The following is a 2,539-nucleotide window of genomic DNA, read 5'->3' on the forward strand; positions in this document are numbered from 1 at the left end:
GTATATAATTTATAGCTGCTTCTTACCTACTGTCGAAAAACCTCTCGGTTTTTCTATTTTGGTTTTTATTTGCTAACTTACTCGCTTATAACACGCAACAAATCATATACGAGACCGTTGTGCGCAAGCTGAAAAAACCATCGTAATCGAATGATATTTAAAGGAATTAACAACCAATCTGTTGAATTTAAGATAACGAATTATCAGTTTCCTGAAATAACAAATTGTGAATATGATTCTAATTGGTTGTTGGTTTATTTAAAAGTAAAAAGTGATTGTGGAAATTGGCAAACTGTTGCCCCATCACTTTTAGTTGGAGATTTAAATGACATTAAAGATTGGTTTGAAAAACTCTCGAATAATATTGAAACTGATTCTGATTCACTTGTTTTTATGGAACCAAACTTGGAATTTGAACTGACCAAAAAGAATTTAGAAGAAAAGCATATCAGAATAATATTTGACTTGGAATCTCGACCACAAAGTGCAGATGATGATAAAGATTATTTTGTAGATTGCGTTTTTAACAACAGCGAATTAAAACTAATTGTAAAGGAATTAGAAAAACAAGTTGAACAATATCCGAGAAGAGCAATCTAATGGAAAAAAGACAGTCAGAAATAATAAAGGAAATAGCACAAGAATTGGATTGCGGGTTTGACTGTTATTACAATTCTAAAACTGACGAAATTGTTGCAATCCCGAATTTTTCACAATTTTCGGACGAGGATGAATTTAAAGAGGCTTTTAGTGACAGTTTAGAAAAAGTGGAAAAGTATAAAGCGGATTTTATAAAATTTGAGACATTAGAAAGCTTTGAGTCTTTTAAAATTATGGAGCTTTTTGTTGAGCAGTTATCTGACCAAAATTTAAAGTCGGAATTGGAAAATACTTTAGCAAATAAAAAGCCATTTCAGAATTTTAAGCATAAAATCGACCATTCTGAATTTAGACAAAGTTGGTTTGAATTTAAGAAAAGTGAGTTGGAAAAAATAGTAGAAAATCAATTAGACAGCGGAAAAGCCAGCGCACAACACCGTATATAATTTATTGCTAGTTCTAGCCTACTTACGAAAATCCTCGCGGATTTTCTATTTGGTTTTTATTTGCTAAATTACGTGCTAAACCACGCAACAAACCATATACAAACACGTTGTGCATAATATTGACAAACAAAACGCTGAATGGAAAAAACTATAATCCTAATTGCAATATTTCTGCTAATCGGACTTAAAATCAATGCGCAGGAATTGACTTGTGAGGATTTTAAAATTGGACAATTTTATATTCCAACCGATGATGAAATGAAAAAATATACTGTAATATCAAATGACAGTATTAAAGAAATGACAGCCGAAAGAGACATAAATGTGAATCGTTATGTTGTCATCCGAGAAAAAAACTCTCAAACTGAATGGAAAAACGGAATCGGGAACGGAAAACCAACTTATGAAATTCTTGAATGGATTGATGACTGTACTTATCGACTAACCTACGATTCTTCAAAAGGTGAAATGGACGAAATGACTAAATGGGTAAATGAAAATAATGGAATTGTAGTCTCGAAGAAAAAAATTGAAAATAAATGCCTGTATTATACAGCAACTATGACAACTAACGACGGACAAAAAATTTCGCAAGACGGAATAATATGCAAGGAATAAAAATACTATGCACAACAATGTATAACCGCAATTACGGCGGATTCGACTACGTCCGAATCCACTCGGTATTGCTAACGTCAGTTCTTAACCGAAAACTAACGCATATTAACCCGTAACTGACGGTTATACGAGACCGTTAGCGGCAAGCAGTCACGTTTTGCTAACGTCGTTCTTATTCCAAGAGTTTTTAAATTCAACCTAGGTATATCTTGCTCACTATTAAATTCTCATCTGGATAATCTAACGTGATAAGCAATACGGAATATTAACGCAGGATTAACTACTGAGATGGATAATTTAAATTGACAAATAAGACGGAGCAACAACGTTGGATTAATTACTCAAATGAATAAGTAGAACTGATTAATAACACGGATCAACAACGCTGGATGCTAGAAACCATTAAAATTTAGATTTTAAGACATCAAAATAGTAAACAATCTACTCTACTCTATTTAAATTTAAAAGACTTTACGGCCGATCTGAACGCGAAAAAACCAATCTGAACGTAATTGGATATTAAAAATGAAATTATACGTTAAAATCAATGTTAGCCTTGATTAATGAAACAGCGTAAAATTAAAAGCCGGCCGCTAACACCGTGTATAATTAATTGCTTAGGCAAGTGCTTCTTTGGAAAATTCCTTCGGAATTTTCTCTGGTTCGTGAAAGTTTGCTAACTTAGCTACTAAACCACGCAACTAACCATACACAAACACGTTGGCAAACATTTTGCGCGTGCCAACAATTTCAAGACTTTTACGAAATTCTGTGCTTACTTGCTTCAGAAAAATACGTTGGAATTTAAAGCTGAACGTTAAAAAATATTACACTGGAATTTCTTACTATTGCGGAACTTTACGCACGAATTTCGA

The 2,539-nt window shown here is 32.9% G+C and carries 3 protein-coding genes; all 3 read left to right on the top strand.

Going from position 1 to position 2,539, the window contains the following annotated elements; all coding sequences use genetic code 11:
- Nucleotides 1-150: 150 nt before the first annotated feature.
- The 3 genes from VDP25_RS17480 (at nt 151) to VDP25_RS17490 (ending at nt 1,664) form a co-directional block, all read left to right on the top strand.
- Nucleotides 151-600: a WapI family immunity protein gene (locus VDP25_RS17480; protein ID WP_334471903.1), complete on the top strand. Its 450-nt coding sequence runs from the start codon at nt 151-153 to the stop codon at nt 598-600.
- Complete coding sequence (locus tag VDP25_RS17485; protein WP_334471905.1) at nt 600-1,046, top strand: UPF0158 family protein; 447 nt, start codon at nt 600-602, stop codon at nt 1,044-1,046. The genes VDP25_RS17480 and VDP25_RS17485 overlap by 1 nt, the downstream gene beginning before the upstream one ends.
- Nucleotides 1,047-1,250: 204 nt before the next feature.
- Nucleotides 1,251-1,664 (top strand): hypothetical protein, encoded by a 414-nt coding sequence (locus tag VDP25_RS17490; RefSeq protein ID WP_334471907.1) that lies wholly within the window; start codon nt 1,251-1,253, stop codon nt 1,662-1,664.
- Nucleotides 1,665-2,539: the final 875 nt, after the last annotated feature.

Source organism: Winogradskyella sp. ECml5-4 (assembly GCF_036903175.1).
In the GTDB taxonomy this organism is placed as follows: domain Bacteria; phylum Bacteroidota; class Bacteroidia; order Flavobacteriales; family Flavobacteriaceae; genus Winogradskyella; species Winogradskyella damuponensis.

Coding starts and splice junctions, on each gene's coding strand:
- VDP25_RS17480 (WP_334471903.1), top strand. CDS start 151: ATGATATTTAAAGGAATTAACAACCAATCTGTTGAATTTAAGATAACG.
- VDP25_RS17485 (WP_334471905.1), top strand. CDS start 600: ATGGAAAAAAGACAGTCAGAAATAATAAAGGAAATAGCACAAGAATTG.